The sequence below is a fragment of the Acuticoccus yangtzensis genome, from assembly GCF_001927245.1.
Lineage (GTDB): Bacteria > Pseudomonadota > Alphaproteobacteria > Rhizobiales > Amorphaceae > Acuticoccus > Acuticoccus yangtzensis.
The window spans coordinates 44,111-57,604 of the sequence record NZ_MJUX01000011.1; the positions used below are offsets into that span (position 1 = coordinate 44,111).

Genomic DNA, 13,494 nt, shown 5'->3' on the forward strand with positions numbered 1-13,494 from the left:
CTCCCGTCGTGCGTGCCCTGCCCGTCCGGATTGTCGCCCATGATGCTGGGTGTGATCGGCGTCGGCCATCTCGCGACCGCCGTCCTGCGCGGCCTCATGCGCTCGGGCGTGGAGCCGGAAAGCGTCATCCTCTCGCCCCGCGGGCACGGGAAGGCGCTCGCCGCGGCCCACGGCTTCAGCCTCGCCGCCGACAATGCGGAGGTCGTCCGGCGGGCCGGCACGATCCTCCTCGCCGTGCGTCCGGCTGACGCTGCCACGGTGACCGCGTCGCTCGAGCTCGGTGCGCACCACACCCTCGTGTCGGCCTGCGCGGGGGTCACGGTCGCCACGCTCGCAGGTGCGGCCCCTGCGGCCCGTATCGTGCGCATCATGCCGGTTACGGCGGCGGCTTACGGCGCCAGTCCGACGCTTCTTTACCCACACGATGGCGCGGTGGCGGACTGGCTCGCCCAGCTCGGCCCCGTCATTCCCATCGGCTCGGAAGAGGAGTTCGAGGTCGCCACCGTCAGCGCGGCGGTCTACGGCTGGGCGCAGGCGCTGATCGGTGCGGGCGCGGACTGGTCGGCCCGCCACGGCCTTCCCGCCGAGGTCGCACGCCAGCTCGCCGCGGCCACGTTCACCGCCGCGGGCCGCATGCTGGCCGAGGATCCGGCCCCGGCGGACGAGCTCATCCGCTCACTCGCCACACCCGGCGGCATCACCGAGGCGGGGCTCGATCATCTCACCGCGAACGGTGCCTTCACCGCCTGGGACGGCGCCTGCGACGTGGTGTTGAAGAGGCTGCGCGGCTGATCCGCCGGGCGTCTCACGCGCAACCGCCGAGCTGGCGCATCCACGTCCGGCGCCCTGTGCCCCTTCACGGGCGATAGAGGACTTCGGTGCCGCCATGCGCCGATCAGACGGTTTCGCCGCGGGGCGGTGCAGCGCCCGGCCCGTCCGTCACCCAGCGCGCCGTGGCGGGCGGGATCATTGCAGCGGCGAAAAATCCGTCGGCAGCAGGATGCGCGAGTGTTGCTCGGCGAGGAGGCCGTCGACGCGCTTCAGATAGGCCTGCCAGTCGGGGTCGGCCATCATCCTGCGGCGGCGCGCCATGCGGTCGTCAAGGCCCTCGTAGCCCCACAGGGCGACGACGTGGTTCAGCGTACCGATCTCGGACGTGAAGTAGCACACGAACGTGCCGAGGTGCTTCTTCTGGATCGCGAGGCCGTGGTTCTTGTAGGCGTCGACGAACTCGGCCAGCTTGCCCGGCTTGATGTGATAGTCGCGTTCTTCGTAGATCATCGGTCGGCTCCGGGTGGGGGCGCGGCGGGGCGCCGGGCCATCTAACGACCCGGCGCGATGCGTGTCCATTTGTGCCGAGCGATCGCCCCGGCTCAGCCGATGAAGCGCGGCATCACGAGCCGCGGCAGCGCCAGGATCGCATCCGGGAACAGGATGATGAAGAGAAGCACCGCGATCATCGCCGACAGGATGATGGCGACGTCCTTCAGAGCCTGCACCATGCGGATCTCGCCGATGGCGGCGGCAATCAAGAGGCACAGCCCGTAAGGCGGGGTGACGAGCCCGAACGCCAGCGACACCACGCCGATGATGGCGAAGTGGATCGGATGCATGCCGACCTCCTGCGCCACTGGAAAAAGCACGGTGCCGAGGATGATGATGGCCGGAATCGCGTCGATGAACATGCCGACGATGAGGAAGGCGAGCGCGATGAGGATGCCGGTCTCGGTCAGGCCGGCGCCCCAGCTCGCCATCTCGGTGACGAGGGCTTGGGGGATCTTGAAGTAGGCGAGGATCCACCCGAAGGCCGAGGCGGTGCCGATGCAAAAGAGCGAGATGGCGGCAAATCTGGCCGAATCGTAGAGCACCACCGGCAGGCGGCGCGGGGTGATCGTGCGGTAGACGAGCATGCCCAGCACCAGCGAATAAAGGACCGCGATCACCGACGCCTCGGTGGGCGTGAAGAGCCCGCCGACGATGCCGCCGATGATGATGGCCGGTGTCGCGAGCGGCAGCAGCGCGGCGCCGAGCGCGCGGACGAACTCCCCGCCTGTGGCGCGCGGATAGACCGGGTAGCCGCGGCGTATGGCGTAGATGTAGACGATGCCCATCATCGACGCGGCGATGAGGAGGCCCGGCAGGATGCCGGCCAGGAACAGCCCGCCGATCGACACCGACATCAGCCCGCCCCACACCACCATGAGGATCGACGGCGGGATGACCACGCCCATCACCGACGAGCAGGCGGTGACGGCGACGGCGAAGCTGGAATCGTAGCCCTCCTTCTTCATCTGCGGGATGAGGAGCGAGCCGATGCCCGCCGCGTCCGCCGTCGACGAGCCGGAGATGCCCGCGAACAGCATGGAGACGAGCACGTTGATGTGGCCGAGCCCGCCCGGCAGATGGCCGACGGTGACGCGCGACAGGTCAACCAGGCGCTGGGTGATGCCGGCCGAGTTCATGAGGTTGGCGGCGAGCAGGAAGAACGGCACCGCGAGGAGCACGAACGAGTTGTAGGACCGGAACATCTGGTCGAACAGCAGGCTCGGCGTCAGCCGGTCGGAGATGAAGAAGACTGGAACGCACGCGAGCCCCAGCGCGAAGGCCACCGGTACGCGCACGATGACGAGCGCGATGAAGGTGCCGAAGAGGATGAGGGCGACTTCAGCGGGGGACATCGGGTCGCTCCAGGGTCGTGCGCTGCGCGGCGGCAGGATCAGGGTCGGTGGGGTCGGCGGGGGCCGGGTCGGTGCTGAGAGGATCGGGCGCGTCGTGCAGGGGGACGTGCTCGACGGCGCCGAGGTCGCCGGAGCGGCGCAGCGGATCGTAGGGCGGCAGCGGCACCGGCCCCAGGCGCACATAGTGGACGTCGCGGGCGATCTTCTCGGCCAGGAAGACGAACCAGAGCGCCCCTGCGAGCGGCCAAGCGATGTAGATCGTCACCATCGGCAGCTCGGCGATTTCGGAGGTCTGCATCAGGCCCTGGTTCACGAAGGGGCGGCCGTACCAGAGGAAGGCGAGGGCCAGCACCATCATGGCGAGGTGGCGCACCAGCTTGGAGAGGCCGAGAGCGCGGGCCGTCTGCGGCACGGGAAGAAGGTCGACGTCGAAATGCGTGTCGTCGCGCACGGCGATCATGGAGCCGACCATGATAAGCCAGACGAAGCAGAAACGCGCCAGCTCCTCGGTCCAGATGTAACGCGGGACGAGGCCTGTATAGCGGGACAGAACCTGCATCGTGACCGGCACGATGAGGGCGGCGATCAGGAGCGTGATGAGGATCCTGAGCGCCCAGTAGAGGATGTCGAGAAGTCTGGTCATGGCTGGGCGAGGCAAGCTGAGGCGGCGTAAGACGCGAGCGCGCGAAGACGGGCGGCCGGGTCAGGGCCGCCCGCTCCCCGTCAGCGCGGCCTCACTGGATGGCGTTGATCTTCTCGAGCGTCTCGGTCGCGCCGAGTTCTTCGGCGTAGGCGCGCTTCACCGGCTCGGCGAGTTCCAGGAGCTTCTCGCGCTCGGTGAACTCGTACGTGGTGAGGAGGCCTTTTTCCTCCATGGCGGCGAGCTTCTCGGAATCCTGCGTGGATTCGATCTCGCGGCCATATTTGCCGGCCTCGGCGCCCGCCTCGCGCACGCAGGCCTGAAGGTCCTCGGGCAAGCGGCGCATGGTCTTGGCCGAGAAGGCGATCGGCCGCACGGTGATGGCGTGCTGCGTCTTGGAGATGTGCGGGCCAACCTCGTAGAACTTCATCTGCTCGATGCCGGCAGCCTCGTTCTCGGCCGCGTCGATCACGCCGGTCTGGATGGCGTTGTAGACCTCGTCATAGGCGATGACGGAGGGAGCGGCGTTCACCGCGTCGAAGATGCGGGTCTGGATCGGCGCGCCCATGACGCGCATGGGAAGGCCCTTGAGGTCTTCCATCGTGCGAACCGGACGGTTGACGATGAGATTGCGCGTGCCACCGCCCGCGTAGCCGATCAGCTCCACGTCGGCGCGCTGCAGGACGTCCTCGGCGATGGGGTCGAGGCCGCCTTGCTCCAACACGTGGTTCCAGTGGGCGATGTCCCGGAACAAGAAGGGCATGTCCATCAACGGCGCCTTCTTGGAGTAGGTGGACATGTGGCTGGGCGAGACGATGGCGTAGTCCACCGAAACGCCTTGGGACATGAAGTTGAAGTAGTCCTTTTCCAGGCCCAGCTCGGAATTCTTGTGCAGGACGAAACTCACGTCGCCGCTGTAGCAAGCGTCGACGAGCTCTTCGAATTTCACCAGCGCTTTGGTGAAGGCGTGCTCGTCGCCGAACTGGGACGCGCCGTGCAGCTCGATCGCATCCTGTGCCTGGGCGGCACCGGCGGGGGCCATGATCAGGCCGAGCGCCATCGCAGCGATAAATCGCTTCATACTATTCCCTCCCTAGGTCCCGATCTTTGCCGGGGTTTATCCGCCCTTGTTGAGCGTGTGCCGCATACTATGCGTTGCATTCGGGCACGGGGGAAGGGACATTTGGGTGAAATGACTTGATCGCGGACGGCCTCTTGCCCTAACCGCCCACGAATACAACGAGATTTACTTTATTGTTTCGTACGGGCGGCGCCGGTTCGTGCCGCCGTCCGATCCGGGCACGTACGCGGCACCCTCCCCGCTGCGACACCGCCACGAATCATGCGCCCTTCCCGTCGCCCGGCTGCTGGCCGTATCCCGTGAAGGCGGCGAGCGCGTCGGCCATCTCGCCATCCGTCAGAAGCGGCGGCTCGCGCCCGGTGGAGAGGCAGAGGACGTAAAGCCGCGCCATCTCCTCGACAGTCGCGGCAAGGGCCACCGCCTCGGCCAAGGTCGCATGTCCGGCGATCACGCCGTGATGGGCGAGAAGACACGCGCGCGACACCGCCATTGCCTTGGTCACATGGTCCGCCAGGGCGCGGCTGCCGAAAGTGGCGTAGGGCGCGCACGGGATGTGCGACACGCCCGCCGCCGCCACCATATAGTGCAGCGGCGGGATGTCCTTCTCCATCACCGCGATGGCGGTGGCGTGACTGGAATGGGTGTGGACCACGGCGTTGATGTCCGGCCGGTGGGACAGAACGTTATGGTGGAATTGCCATTCGCTGGACGGCCTGATGGACCCGTCGTAGCGGCCGTCCAACCCCATCAGGACGATCTCCTCGGGCGCGAGGCGGTCGTAAGGGATGCCGGTCGGCGTGATCAGGTAGCCCTCGCCGACCCGCATGCTGACATTGCCCGACGTACCGCGGATGAGGTCGGCCGCGACCATCGCGCGGCACTGGCGGATGATGTCGTAGCGCTCGGTCAGATAGTCCATCGTCACTGTTTCCGCAGTCAGTCCGTTCGTCAGGTCGAGGGGCGGGACGGCCGGAGATCGCCCTCTCCCGGCGGCAGCCCGAGCGCCGCGGGCCAGCGTCGGCCACCCGTCGCCCCCCGCACCCGTGCGGCGGCATCGGGGTCGATACCGCCGTCAGCTCATCATAACCCTAAAACGACCATGGCTGTCGCGCGCCGGCCGGTCGAGACGCGCGCGCCGCGGGCGATCAGCCGAGGCGGGTGATGCGCTCGGCGAGAAGCGAGAGGACGGCCGGGGCCTCCACCTCGTCCACGAGGTTGACGAGCGGCCGCGTCGACGCCGGGTCCATGTCCACGATGGACTGCGCATCCGTGGGGCCGGGCCGATAGTCGACCGCGATGCGCCGCGCCGTGCGGCCGAAGAGGCCGGGGGCCAGAAGATCGGCGATGACGCAGGGGTCGTGGATCGCAAGGTCCCTCTGCGCATAGGCCCGAAGCATGGCGGCCGCCGCAAGCGCCACGTGTCCGCCACCCGCCTCCAGCGCGGCCAGAAGCTCATCCGTCACCACCACACGGCGGGTGAGGTTGAGGTCGAAAAGGTCGATGGCGGCCCCGCTGGAGAGGACGATCTCCGCCGCCACGGCGTCGTGCATGAAGTTGAACTCGGCGACGGGCGTGATGTTGCCCGGCACCCCCACCGCGCCGCCCATGATGGCGAGCCGCTTCAACCGCCCCGCGAGAGCTGGCACTTTGGCGAAGGCCAGCGCCACGTTGGTCAGCGGACCGATGGCCGCGAGCGTCACCGTGCCGGGCGGCTCTGCCATCACGATGTCCGCGATCGCGTCGGCCGCATGCGCCTCGCCCGCGCTCGCGGCGAAGGGCAGAACCTCATAGCCGCCGAGCCCGTCGTCCCCATGGGCGAACGAGAAGCGGACGTTGCGCGGCAGAAGGCCCCGAGCGGCGCCGCGAAACACCGGCACGTCGGCCCGACCGGCGAGGGCGAGCAGGCCGAGGGCATTGTGCGTGACGCTGTCCAGCGAGCGGTTGCCGGCGACCGTGGTCACGGCTCTGACGTCCAACTCCGGCGATCCGAGGGCGAGAAGGATCGCGATGGCGTCGTCGACACCGGGGTCACAGTCGATGATGAGGGGCGCGCCGGCCATGGGGATCTCGTTCGTATTCGCTCAACGGTGAGGGCGGGGCCCTTCCCGGTCTCAGGCCAGCGCCTCTCGCACCGCTTCCAGTGCGGCGCGCCGTGCCGTCGCAGGGCCGGGCCCCCGCATATAGTGCCGCTCCGGGCGATAAGGATGGCGCACGTGGGCCAGAAGTGCCCGCGCTCGTACGCGCAGATGCTCGGCATAACGGCCGGCGAACGGTGTGGTGGTCAGGAAGGCGGACATCTAAGCAGCCATTTCTGGATTGCGTGAACTTTCCCGAAAGATGGTCGGCCCCGCGCACCGCGCCGTGTCGGCCATCACAGGCCGCGCGTTTGCTCGCCTGCCGATGGTGAACGTCACCCTCCGGCCGCCGATCCAGACCCCGACCGTATGGCCGCCTTGCGTTTATCACCCGCACGCACCGCCGCGAGGCGCCTCGGCCTCCGGGTGCGGCAACCTCACCAATGACGAGGGCGCGCAGTCGCCGGAACCGGCGTTGAGGCAAGTGCGGAACAACGCAGTTCCCGCTAGGGGCACCGGACCCACTTGGGCCGCGTAGGCGGACGAGCCGCCGGAGATGTGCGGCGAAATTGGGACTGGAAAAAATGACGTTTCCATGCATTCTCTCCCGAAACGCGGGAAGAACGCAGCGACAGTTGAACCCATGGACCTCGGACACGCCATCATCGGAGCCTTCGGACTCGTCCTGTCCGGCGACCCCGACTTGACCGAGATCATCGGCCTGTCCCTCAGCGTCACCCTCTCGGCGGTCATCGCCGCATGCGTCATCGGACTGCCTCTCGGGGCCGCCGTCGGCGCCTTCCGCTTCCCCGGACGGACGGTCTGCGCCGTCATCCTCAACGCGTTCATGGGGCTGCCGCCGGTCGTCGTCGGCCTCGTCGTCTATCTGATGCTGTCCGCATCCGGCCCGCTCGGCGTCCTCGGCCTCCTCTATACGCCCACCGCCATGGTGATCGCGCAGACGATCCTCGTCACCCCCATCGTCGCCGCCCTAACCCGCCAGGTGGTGGAGGACCTGAACGCTGAATATGCCGAGCAGTTCGCCTCCCTCGGCGTCTCCCCCCTCGCCCGCGCCGGCGCGCTTTTGTGGGACGGGCGCTACAGCCTGCTCACCGTGGCGCTCGCCGGGTTCGGCCGCGCCATCGCCGAGGTGGGCGCCGTCATCATCGTCGGCGGCAACATCAACCACGTCACCCGCGTGATGACGACGACGATCGCGCTCGAAACCTCCAAGGGCAACCTCGAGCTGGCTTTGGCGCTCGGCGTCGTGCTCCTCACCATCGCCCTCATCGTCAACGCCATGGTGATGGCGGTGCGCGCCCTCGCCGCGCGGGCGGCCTACGCATGAGCGCGCCCGGTCCCGCACCGCGCCGCGCCACCGCGCCGGGCGGCAGCGTCATCCCGCTGGCGGCGCCGCTGATGGAAGCGTCCGGCCTCACCTACAGCGTGCGCGGCCGCCGCCTGGTGGACGATGCGCGCCTCGTCATCCGCGAGGGGCGGCGCACCGTCATCCTCGGCCCCAACGGCGCCGGCAAGAGCCTCGTCCTCAGGCTGATGCACGGCCTGATCACGCCCACCGCCGGGCGGGTCGACTGGCGCGGCGCCCCGCTGGACAAGGCCGCCCGCCGCGCCCAGGCGATGGTGTTTCAGCGCCCCGTCCTCCTGCGCCGCTCGGTGCGGGCGAACCTCGCCTTCGCGCTTGCCGTGCGCGGCGTGGCGCGGGCCGCCCGCCGCCCCGCCATCGCCACCGCGCTTGAGCGCGCGCGCCTGACCCATCTTCAGAGCCAGCCTGCCCGCGTCCTCTCCGGCGGCGAGCAGCAGCGCCTCGCCCTCGCCCGCGCGCTGATGACCGGCCCCGAACTCCTCTTCCTCGACGAGCCGACCGCGAGCCTCGACCCCGCCTCGACCCTCGCCATCGAAACGCTGATCGAAGAGGCGTCGGCGGCTGGCGTCACCGTCGTCCTCGTCACCCACGACCGCGGCCAGGCCGAGCGGCTGGCCGACGACGTCGTCTTCCTGCAGTCCGGCCGCGTGGCCGAGCACGGCCCGGCGAGCCGCCTTCTGTCGGCGCCCGCGTCGGAGCCGCTGCGTGCCTGGCTCTCCGGCCGCCTCTACGTCGAGGCGGAAAAATCATCACGAATCGACATTTAAGGGAGGGTCTCATGATCCGTCGTCACTTCATGGCGCTCGCTGCCGCGGGTGCCCTCGCCCTCGGCTTGGCCGGAACCGCCGTCACCGCGCAGGCCGAAGACTTCATCGTCGTCCAGTCCACCACGTCGACGCAGAATTCAGGCCTCTTCGACCATATCCTGCCGATCTTCACCGAGAAGACCGGCATCGAGGTGCGGGTCGTCGCCGTCGGAACGGGCCAGGCGATCAAGAACGCCGCGAACGGCGACGGTGACGTCCTCTTCGTCCACGCCAAGCCGGCGGAAGAGAAATTCGTGGCCGACGGCGACGGCGTGGAGCGCTTCGACGTGATGTACAACGATTTCGTCATCGTCGGCCCGCCCGCCGACCCGGCCGGGGTCGCGGGGTCCAGCGACGTGGTGGACGCGCTCGGCAAGATCGCCGAGGCCGAAGCGCCTTTCGCCTCGCGCGGCGACGATTCGGGCACCCACAAGGCCGAGCTGGCGCTCTGGAAAGAGGCCGGGGTGGACGTCTCCAGCGCGTCCGGCGGCTGGTACCGCGAGACCGGCTCCGGCATGGGCGCCACGCTGAACACAGGCACGGCGATGGGCGCCTACATCATGACCGACCGCGCCACCTGGATCTCGTTCGGCAACAAGGGCGACTATCAGATCGCCGTCGAAGGCGACCCGAAAATGTTCAACCAGTACGGCATCATGCTGGTGAACCCGGAGAAGCACCCGAACGTGAAGGCGGACCTCGGCCAGACCTTCGTCGACTGGGTGATCTCGCCGGAGGGCCAGGAGGCGATCGCCGCCTACAAGGTGGACGGCCAGGCGCTCTTCTTCCCCAACGCTCAGGCGGACTGAGCCTTCAGGGGGCGCGGCGCGTCACGGCGACAGCCAGCGGACCGCGGTGATGGTCGAGACGTCATAGCCCCCCATCGCCGCGGCCTTGGCGGCGAAGTCGGGCGTGCGCAGGAAGTTCAACAGCGCCTGCACCGGCGGGGTGAAGAAGGCCCGCCGGTCGATGAGGAGGTCGCACTCCTCCTCCACCAGCGGCACGAACCCGAGCCGGAATTGCCGCGCCACCGCCTCAAGCCCCAGTGCCGCATCCGCGTCCCCGGCATAGACGGCGGCGGCCGCGTCGGTCTCGGTCCGCGCCAGCGTCGAGAGGGCGGCGATCGTGCCGGCGACACCTGCATCCGCGGCGAGACGGTCGAACAGGGCGCGGGCGCCGGACCCAGGCTGACGCAGCACCACGCGGCGCCCGGCGAGGTCGGCGATCGACGTGATCCCCTCGCCCGGCTTCGGGGCCTCCGCCGACACGATCAGCCCCTGGGTGCGCCGCGCGAAGGCGATCAGCACCGCCCCCACAGGTGCGCGGGCGGTCACCGTGGCGACGTTGAAGCCGCCCTCATTTTCCGGGATGTGAAGCACCGACAGCGCCGCCTCGCCGCGCATGAACCGGTCCAGCCCGTCGCCGCTGCCGTCCAGCAGCGCGGCGAGGCCGGAGCGCGATTCACGCATCGCCCATTCCAGCAGAGGATCGTGAGACCCGGCGACGACGGCCGGACGCGGTGCGGCGGCGCTGGCGGGCGCGACGGGCGCCGCGCCGCTGATCCACGCTGTGAGCTCGTCCTTGGGGAACAGCAGCTTGCCGGTCAGGCGGCGGTGCGGGATCTCCCCGGCCGCGGCGAGGTCATAGACCTTGCGTTCCTTCACCCGCAGGAGGTCGGCCACCTCCTTCGTCGTCAGAAAGGCGGGTTCACCGGCAGGATCCACGCGTCATCTCACTCCACAGCCCCGCGCGGGGGCAAGTGAGGCGGAGCTTAAAAGCAGCGAGGCGCCGGGGCCAGCCCCCGGCGCACACGCGGGGCTCGTTCAGCCGGGCGGCGCGTCAGTCAAGGCGGACGGAGGATGCGGATGTGCGGTCCGCGGTCGTCCACGGGACGACCTCGCTGTGCAGCGTATAGTAGGCACCGACGGCAATGGCGGCGATGGTGACGAACGACAGAAGCATGGCACGCATGTGGCTCACTCCGTATGGGTGCGCAGGAATTCGATGAGGTCGGTGCGGTCGCCATCACTGACGATCCGCTGCATGGGCATGTTGGACCCCGGCACATAGTGCTCGGGGCCGAGGTCGAAGAGCGCGCTCAGCGTTTCGCCGGTCCAGACGATGTCGCTGCCCGCCAGCATATCCGAATAGGGGTAGCCAGGCACCGTTCCCGCCCGCCGGCCGAACAGCCCGGCGAAGGTGGGACCCGCCTTGCGGCCGCCGTCGCCGGTCAAGGTGTGGCAGACGCTGCATTTGCGCTGAAACTGCCGCTCGCCATTGTCCATCATCGCCGGGTCGCGGTGGAAGGTGCGCTCGGCGGTGCCGATGGCGGGGGCGGCAAGGCCGGTGCGCGGGATGATCGTGGCGCTGTCGTCGATCCCGCCCGCGATCAGCGTCTCGTTGCCGGCGAAGGCGAGCGCCCAGATGGGGCCGCGCTCGGCGACCTTCATGTCCGCCTCGGTCGTCCAGTCGGCGGTGGAGACGGTCATCACGTGCCCCTCCCCGTCGCCGATGGCGAGGTGGGCGCGGTCCGGCGAGAGGGCGAGAGCGAGGATCGGCCGCCGCCCCGCCGTGAGGTCGGCGATGACAGCGCCGTCGCCGAGCGACACGATGCGGGTGCCGCCGTCGACAGCGCCATAGGCAGCCCACCCCGCAGCGGGGTCGACGGCGATCTGGTTGATGGCGAAGCCGTGGCGGGCGAGGACGCGTGTCTCGGCCGCGGCGGCGACGGACCAGACGCGCAAGGTGCCGTCGGCCGAGGCGCTGAGGAGCGTGTCGTCGTCCGCGAAGACGAGCGCGTTGACCGCGCCGCCGTGGCCTTCCAGCCAACCCGCGCGGGTGCCGTCCGGCCGCCAGAGGCCGATGGCGCCGTCCCACCCCGCCGAAGCGACCAGGGTGGCGGACGGGGACACCGCGACGTCGGCAACGGCGCCTTTGTGGCCCTCCAGCCGGTGGAGCGGAGTACCGGCGGTAAGATCCCAGATGATCAACGCGAAGTCGTCACCCGCCGAAACGGCACGGCCCCGGCCGAGCGGCGTCACCGACTTGACCGCCGCCTTGTGGCCGACGAGCCAGCGCGGCGTACCGGGGACGAGAGGCCCTACGCCGGCGTTTTCAGCGGCGACGTTACCGAGAGTCCAGAGGCCGACGGAATTGTCGAATGAGGCGCTGAGCGCTACCGGGCCGATGCCGGGCACATCGCCCACGGCGAGGTCCATGACTGGCCCGCCGTGACCGGTCAACCGGCCGGATTCTGCCGGAGTGACGGCGGCAGGCTGCACCGAGGTCGGCGCCCCGGCGATGACCGGCTGGGACAACGCCGGGGAGAGAGCGCCGGCCAGCATGGCCGCTGCGCCCAATGCCGCGATAGCGCGGTGTCGCATCGTGAACGCCTTGTGAGCGCGGCCGCTCAATCCGCCGGGGCGATGGCTCACTCCGCCGGGGCGACGGCGCCGCCGCCAGCCCCGCCGCGCTTGGCCGCCTTTGCGGCAGCCTTCTTCTCGCGCCGGGCCACCCACAGGTCGTGGTGCTCCTTGGCCCAATTGTAATCGACCTTGCCGTCGCCCATCGCGTCGAAAGCGCCTTCCATGCCGATGGAGCCGATGTAGATGTGCGCCAGGATCATCGCCATCATCAGGAACGCTACGATGAGGTGCCAGATTTGCGCAAACTGCATCTCCTCCTGCGGGGCGAGCTCCACCGGCAGAGAGAACCCGAAGAGGCCCGGAAGGCCGGTCGATTCGATGATGGAGAACGTCTTCGCGAACAGCGGCAGCTCGAACGGGAAGAGCAGCGACAGGCCGGAGAGCGAGACCGAGAAGCCGAGCAGGATGGTGCCCCAGAAGATCACCTTCTGCCCCGCGTTGAACTTCTCCGAATGGGGATGGCCCTTGCCGACGATGCCGCCGCCCATCTTGAACCACTGCCAGTCCCGCGGGCTGGGGATGTTGTGCCAGACCCAGAAGAAGAACACCAAGACGAGCGCCACCATGAAGGCCCACGACACGTTGTCGTGCACCCATTTGGTTGCGACCGCACCGGCCGAGTAGGCATCGTGCCCCATGACGTCGATGAGATAATTGCGGCCGAAGAGCAGGAAGAGGCCCGTCAGCGCCAAGAGAACGAATGACCCGGCGAGCAGCCAGTGGGCGAACCGCTCGATGAAGGTGAACCGCAGGATGGTGCGGCCCGACTTGCCGGCGGCGATGCGGATGCGGCCGCGGATGAGGAAGAAAACCGCCAGAAGAGCGATTACGCCGAGGAGGAAGTAGCCGCCATAGGTGCGGATCGGACCCTCGCGCCAGTTCAGCCAGTCCATGCCGCCGGTCTGGATCAGAACGCGGCTGACGGGATTGGGCGCGCTGGTCTTCACGTCCTCGGTGCCGAGGCGGATGGCGCGGTAGGTCTCGCGATTGTTGACACCGTCCGCGATCTGGCCGGCGATCACACCGGCAGAGTTTCCGTCGACCGTGGGGGTCGCCGTCGTGGAGGTGGAGACGTTGGGGTCCGTCGCTTCGCCACGCTGGCGGGCGAGGATCTTTTGCAGCGCCGCATCGGCCGGGGCGCTGGAGGTTCCGAGGCCGCCTGCACCCGGGCTGAGGCTGGCGCCGGATTCCAGACCCGGCTGGGCGGCATCCTGGGCGACCGCCGGGTGAACGGCAACGAGCGCAATCAGTGCCAGAACGGCTGCGAGCCAGCGCATGGGCGTTTCCCTCGTCCTAAAATTTATCCGTCACCGCGCTCCTCCAGCAGGGGGGCGCGGCGTCGTCGATGGGGCGGGAATGTCCCCGCCCGCACCATTGATCGGCGGACGGATCACCGTCCGCCGAA

General features: G+C 69.0%; 15 protein-coding genes. 4 read left to right on the top strand and 11 right to left on the bottom strand.

The window, feature by feature from the left end; genetic code table 11:
• The first annotated feature begins 39 nt into the window (after positions 1–39).
• Positions 40–792, top strand: coding sequence for a pyrroline-5-carboxylate reductase family protein (locus BIX52_RS20185; protein ID WP_075222920.1), 753 nt, complete (start codon positions 40–42; stop codon positions 790–792).
• A gap of 174 nt (positions 793–966) precedes the next feature.
• Here the strand turns inward: BIX52_RS20185 and BIX52_RS20190 are convergent, their stop codons facing one another.
• From BIX52_RS20190 to BIX52_RS23045, 7 genes are all read right to left on the bottom strand, one after another.
• Positions 967–1,281, bottom strand: coding sequence for an NIPSNAP family protein (locus BIX52_RS20190; protein ID WP_075222921.1), 315 nt, complete (start codon positions 1,279–1,281; stop codon positions 967–969).
• Between the two features lie 92 nt (positions 1,282–1,373).
• The gene (locus tag BIX52_RS20195) at positions 1,374–2,678 is read right to left on the bottom strand and encodes a TRAP transporter large permease (protein WP_075222922.1); all 1,305 of its coding nucleotides are present in this window, start codon (positions 2,676–2,678) and stop codon (positions 1,374–1,376) included.
• Positions 2,665–3,321: a TRAP transporter small permease gene (locus BIX52_RS20200; RefSeq protein ID WP_075222923.1), complete on the bottom strand. Its 657-nt coding sequence runs from the start codon at positions 3,319–3,321 to the stop codon at positions 2,665–2,667. Before BIX52_RS20200 ends, BIX52_RS20195 begins: the two co-directional genes overlap by 14 nt.
• Before the next feature lie 91 nt (positions 3,322–3,412).
• Positions 3,413–4,399 carry a TRAP transporter substrate-binding protein gene (locus BIX52_RS20205; protein ID WP_075222924.1) on the bottom strand — a complete coding sequence of 329 codons (987 nt, stop codon included), beginning with the start codon at positions 4,397–4,399 and terminating at the stop codon, positions 3,413–3,415.
• Positions 4,400–4,658: 259 nt separating this feature from the next.
• A complete protein-coding gene (locus BIX52_RS20210; protein ID WP_075222925.1) occupies positions 4,659–5,318 on the bottom strand; it encodes a class II aldolase/adducin family protein in 660 nt (219 codons plus the stop codon).
• 226 nt (positions 5,319–5,544) lie between these two features.
• Positions 5,545–6,459 (bottom strand): nucleoside hydrolase, encoded by a 915-nt coding sequence (locus tag BIX52_RS20215; protein ID WP_075222926.1) that lies wholly within the window; start codon positions 6,457–6,459, stop codon positions 5,545–5,547.
• A 51-nt stretch (positions 6,460–6,510) separates the two neighbouring features.
• The gene (locus BIX52_RS23045) at positions 6,511–6,696 is read right to left on the bottom strand and encodes a hypothetical protein (protein ID WP_108676635.1); all 186 of its coding nucleotides are present in this window, start codon (positions 6,694–6,696) and stop codon (positions 6,511–6,513) included.
• A 421-nt stretch (positions 6,697–7,117) separates the two neighbouring features.
• Here BIX52_RS23045 and BIX52_RS20220 point away from each other — a divergent pair, with 421 nt between their 5' ends.
• From BIX52_RS20220 to BIX52_RS20230, 3 genes are read left to right on the top strand one after another with little or no spacing between them, the layout of a single operon-like run.
• Positions 7,118–7,822 carry an ABC transporter permease gene (locus tag BIX52_RS20220; protein ID WP_075222927.1) on the top strand — a complete coding sequence of 235 codons (705 nt, stop codon included), beginning with the start codon at positions 7,118–7,120 and terminating at the stop codon, positions 7,820–7,822.
• Positions 7,819–8,625, top strand: a complete 807-nt coding sequence (locus BIX52_RS20225) for an ATP-binding cassette domain-containing protein (RefSeq protein WP_075222928.1) — start codon at positions 7,819–7,821, stop codon at positions 8,623–8,625. The genes BIX52_RS20220 and BIX52_RS20225 overlap by 4 nt, the downstream gene beginning before the upstream one ends.
• 11 nt (positions 8,626–8,636) lie before the next feature.
• Positions 8,637–9,473: an ABC transporter substrate-binding protein gene (locus BIX52_RS20230; protein ID WP_075222929.1), complete on the top strand. Its 837-nt coding sequence runs from the start codon at positions 8,637–8,639 to the stop codon at positions 9,471–9,473.
• 21 nt (positions 9,474–9,494) lie between these two features.
• Here the strand turns inward: BIX52_RS20230 and BIX52_RS20235 are convergent, their stop codons facing one another.
• The 4 genes from BIX52_RS20235 to BIX52_RS20245 all read right to left on the bottom strand — a co-directional run bounded on the left by BIX52_RS20235 (position 9,495) and on the right by BIX52_RS20245 (position 13,366).
• Positions 9,495–10,388, bottom strand: coding sequence for a helix-turn-helix transcriptional regulator (locus BIX52_RS20235; protein ID WP_075222930.1), 894 nt, complete (start codon positions 10,386–10,388; stop codon positions 9,495–9,497).
• 115 nt (positions 10,389–10,503) lie between these two features.
• Positions 10,504–10,635 (bottom strand): hypothetical protein, encoded by a 132-nt coding sequence (locus BIX52_RS23985; protein ID WP_281249213.1) that lies wholly within the window; start codon positions 10,633–10,635, stop codon positions 10,504–10,506.
• Between the two features lie 5 nt (positions 10,636–10,640).
• Positions 10,641–12,047, bottom strand: a complete 1,407-nt coding sequence (locus BIX52_RS20240; protein ID WP_139312825.1) for a c-type cytochrome — start codon at positions 12,045–12,047, stop codon at positions 10,641–10,643.
• Between the two features lie 47 nt (positions 12,048–12,094).
• Positions 12,095–13,366, bottom strand: coding sequence for a formate dehydrogenase subunit gamma (locus BIX52_RS20245; RefSeq protein ID WP_075222931.1), 1,272 nt, complete (start codon positions 13,364–13,366; stop codon positions 12,095–12,097).
• Positions 13,367–13,494 lie beyond the last annotated feature (128 nt).

Excerpts from the sequence above, each read along its gene's own strand:
- BIX52_RS20185 (WP_075222920.1), top strand. The coding sequence starts at position 40 with ATGATGCTGGGTGTGATCGGCGTCGGCCATCTCGCGACCGCCGTCCTG.
- BIX52_RS20190 (WP_075222921.1), bottom strand. The coding sequence starts at position 1,281 with ATGATCTACGAAGAACGCGACTATCACATCAAGCCGGGCAAGCTGGCC.
- BIX52_RS20195 (WP_075222922.1), bottom strand. The coding sequence starts at position 2,678 with ATGTCCCCCGCTGAAGTCGCCCTCATCCTCTTCGGCACCTTCATCGCG.
- BIX52_RS20200 (WP_075222923.1), bottom strand. The coding sequence starts at position 3,321 with ATGACCAGACTTCTCGACATCCTCTACTGGGCGCTCAGGATCCTCATC.
- BIX52_RS20205 (WP_075222924.1), bottom strand. The coding sequence starts at position 4,399 with ATGAAGCGATTTATCGCTGCGATGGCGCTCGGCCTGATCATGGCCCCC.
- BIX52_RS20210 (WP_075222925.1), bottom strand. The coding sequence starts at position 5,318 with ATGGACTATCTGACCGAGCGCTACGACATCATCCGCCAGTGCCGCGCG.
- BIX52_RS20215 (WP_075222926.1), bottom strand. The coding sequence starts at position 6,459 with ATGGCCGGCGCGCCCCTCATCATCGACTGTGACCCCGGTGTCGACGAC.
- BIX52_RS23045 (WP_108676635.1), bottom strand. The coding sequence starts at position 6,696 with ATGTCCGCCTTCCTGACCACCACACCGTTCGCCGGCCGTTATGCCGAG.
- BIX52_RS20220 (WP_075222927.1), top strand. The coding sequence starts at position 7,118 with ATGGACCTCGGACACGCCATCATCGGAGCCTTCGGACTCGTCCTGTCC.
- BIX52_RS20225 (WP_075222928.1), top strand. The coding sequence starts at position 7,819 with ATGAGCGCGCCCGGTCCCGCACCGCGCCGCGCCACCGCGCCGGGCGGC.
- BIX52_RS20230 (WP_075222929.1), top strand. The coding sequence starts at position 8,637 with ATGATCCGTCGTCACTTCATGGCGCTCGCTGCCGCGGGTGCCCTCGCC.
- BIX52_RS23985 (WP_281249213.1), bottom strand. The coding sequence starts at position 10,635 with ATGCGTGCCATGCTTCTGTCGTTCGTCACCATCGCCGCCATTGCCGTC.
- BIX52_RS20240 (WP_139312825.1), bottom strand. The coding sequence starts at position 12,047 with ATGCGACACCGCGCTATCGCGGCATTGGGCGCAGCGGCCATGCTGGCC.
- BIX52_RS20245 (WP_075222931.1), bottom strand. The coding sequence starts at position 13,366 with ATGCGCTGGCTCGCAGCCGTTCTGGCACTGATTGCGCTCGTTGCCGTT.